The sequence below is a fragment of the Pseudomonas sp. genome, assembly GCF_035277045.1.
GTDB lineage: Bacteria > Pseudomonadota > Gammaproteobacteria > Pseudomonadales > Pseudomonadaceae > Aquipseudomonas.
Map to the genome: position 1 here is coordinate 1 of NZ_DATELE010000258.1, position 2,550 is coordinate 2,550.

Annotated in this window: 4 protein-coding genes; all 4 read right to left on the bottom strand. The window is 64.7% G+C overall.

Annotation, left to right across the window (positions count from 1 at the left end):
* The coding region (locus VJS90_RS14380) for a polysaccharide biosynthesis/export family protein (RefSeq protein WP_324122314.1) at window positions 1-637 on the bottom strand (637 nt) is incomplete at its 3' end.
* 21 nt (window positions 638-658) lie between these two features.
* Window positions 659-1,312, bottom strand: coding sequence for a CpsD/CapB family tyrosine-protein kinase (locus tag VJS90_RS14385; protein WP_324122315.1), 654 nt, complete (start codon window positions 1,310-1,312; stop codon window positions 659-661).
* Window positions 1,313-2,059: a sugar transferase gene (locus tag VJS90_RS14390; RefSeq protein ID WP_324122316.1), complete on the bottom strand. Its 747-nt coding sequence runs from the start codon at window positions 2,057-2,059 to the stop codon at window positions 1,313-1,315.
* The coding region (locus VJS90_RS14395; protein ID WP_324122317.1) for an NAD-dependent epimerase/dehydratase family protein at window positions 2,056-2,550 on the bottom strand (495 nt) is incomplete at its 5' end. The genes VJS90_RS14395 and VJS90_RS14390, both read right to left, overlap by 4 nt.

Here is a 2,550-nt window from a genome sequence, read left to right on the forward strand (position 1 = left end):
CCACGGTCATGCGGCCTGGCAGCTCGGCGTAGCGCTGGTTGAGCTGGTCGCGCAGCTGATTGACGGTCAGGCCTTGCAGCGGGATCGAACCAATTTCGGGGAAGGTCGCACGCCCATCGGCGCCCACGGTGATGTCGCGGCTCATGCCGGTGCCGGGGTGGGTGAGTGTGCTTTTCAGGTTCATGTCGTTGCTCATCGGGCTGAGCACGCGCAGGGTCACCTGGTCGCGGTTGTTCTGGAAGATCCGCTTGTTGCGGTATTCCTCGCGAATCGCCATTTCGGCTTCGGCGGTGGTCTTGCCTTCGACCCGGACGCTGGAGTTGGTGCTGGGCAGCGTGATGCTGCCGTCGGGCTGGACGATCTGGCTGCCGTTCAGGCCGCTGGCGGCCATGAAGTTGAGGTCGATGTTGTCACCGGACTGGATGCGGTACACCCCGCCGGCCGGCGTGCTGTTGGCAACGTGGAAGATCACTTCAAGCACGTCCTGCGGGCGCAGCACCTGCTCGCGCTGGGTTACTTCGGTGGCCTGGGCATCGGCGGCGGGCGCGGTGAGGATCTGCACCGGCATTTCGCGTGTTTCCTGGCTGGCGCATCCGGCCAGGCCCAGCAGGCACAGGGCAATCGTTGGATATTTCATGGTGTGCATCCTGTGCTGGCCTCAGAGGTTGTTGTACAGCCACTTGGGCATGTAGTACTTGCGCCGGTTGAAGACGCTGCCGATCAGTTGCGCGCCGGCCTGGGTCAGGCGCTGCGCGGTGGCCTGGGCCACTTCCCAGCGGGTTTCCTCGGCGCAGATCACCAGGATCACGCCGTTGACGAGGGTGCCGATGACCAGACTGTCGGCGCTGGCGTACACCGCTTCGCCATCGATCACCACGAAGCGGTAGTGGCTGCTCAGCTGAGCCAGCAGGACCCGCAGCAGGTCAGGGCTGAGGCGGTCGCGGCCGCGCCTGAAGGTGCCTGCCGGCAGCACGTCGAAGGGCTGGTCGGAAAACCGCACGACGCAGTCCAGGGCCAGCGGCGGGTTGTCCTGGTTGAACAGCAGGTCCGTGAAACCTCGCAGCTTGTGCAGGCCCAGCTGCTGGCTGAGGCTTGCGCCGGTGCCACCGCCGTTGCTGTCGATCAGCAGCACGGGGCCTGCGCTCATCAATGCCAGCTGGCTGGCAAAGGCCAGCGCGCTGGTGCTGGTGCCGCTGCCGGTGTTGGCCGCGGTCAGCAACAGGGTGCGCTGCTCCAGGTCGAGCACCGTGGCGGTGAGGTTGGTTTCGCTCGGGTTGGCGATGCTCAGACTTCTCGAAGTAGAACCGTCCATTCAACTTGCTCCGTGGCCGCTGAAGACTTTAAAGGGCGTCTTGAAGAGGATTTTCAGGTCCAGCATCAAGCTCTGTTCATTGATGTAGCTCAGGTCCAGCTCAACACGCTGGTCGAAGTCGATATCACTGCGACCAGAGATCTGCCAAAGGCCTGTCATGCCCGGATAGATGCTCAGGCGTGCCAGGTGGTTGTCCTTGTAGCGATAGGCGTTGAAGGACGTGGGCCTTGGGCCGACCAGGCGCATGTCGCCGGTGACCACGTTGATCAGGTTGGGCAGCTCGTCGAGGCTGGTGCGGCGCAGCAGGCTGCCAATGCGGGTAACCCGTGGATCCTTGTCGATCTTGAAGTCGATGGCGTCGGCGCCGTGCTTGTTCAGGTGGCGCACCGAGTCCTTCAGGGCCTCGGCGTTGGCGACCATGGTGCGGAACTTGAACATGCCGAAGGTGCGGCCGCGGTAGCCGGTACGTTTCTGGATGAAAAACACCGGGCCCGGGCTGCTGCGCTTGACCAGGAACCCCAGCAGCAACAGCAGTGGCGAGATCATCAGCAGCAGCGCCAGGGCGCCCAGGCATGACAGCACCCGGTTGGTTCGCGACAGGGTCCAGGGCCGCCCGCCGACACGGCCGGTCAGCCAGCCCCGGCCTTGCATGTGGATGGCGGCGTCCATGCGCTGGCGGTGTGCCGGGTCCATGCGTTTGTCCCGGTACAGGCCTTGCATCTCCGCACTGCGTGGTTGTCCTGTCATAACACCCTCCGTTCATGCCTGCGCTCGCCGGCTTTGCTGGCCTTGGTGGAGCGCGAGTAGTACCGATGAAACCAGGCGACGAAGCGCCCGAGCCCTTCGTCCAGGGAAACTTGCGGGGTAAAGCCGGTCACGCGCTCAAGTGCGCTGGCATCGGCGCAGGTGGCCAGTACATCGCCGGGCTGCAGGGGCAGCAGCTCGATCTCGGCCTTGCGCTGCAGGTGCTTTTCCAGCAAGGCCACGTAGTCGGTCAGTTCCGCCGGGCGCTGGCCGCCAATGTTGTAGATGCGCCAGGGTGCATGGCTGCTGGAGGGGTCCGGTTGCGCGCGGTCCCACTCGGGGTTCGCCAGCGGCGGCAGGGGGATAAGCCGCACCAGGCTTTCGACGATGTCGTCGATGTAGGTGAAGTCGCGCTGGTGACGCCCGTGGTTGAACAGCTGGATCGGCCGGCCCTGGGTGATCGCCTGGGCAAACTGGATTGGCGACATGTCTGG

Bases quoted from the DNA above. Each gene is read 5' to 3' on its own strand.
- VJS90_RS14390 (WP_324122316.1), bottom strand. From the start codon at position 2,059: ATGACAGGACAACCACGCAGTGCGGAGATGCAAGGCCTGTACCGGGAC.
- VJS90_RS14385 (WP_324122315.1), bottom strand. From the start codon at position 1,312: ATGGACGGTTCTACTTCGAGAAGTCTGAGCATCGCCAACCCGAGCGAA.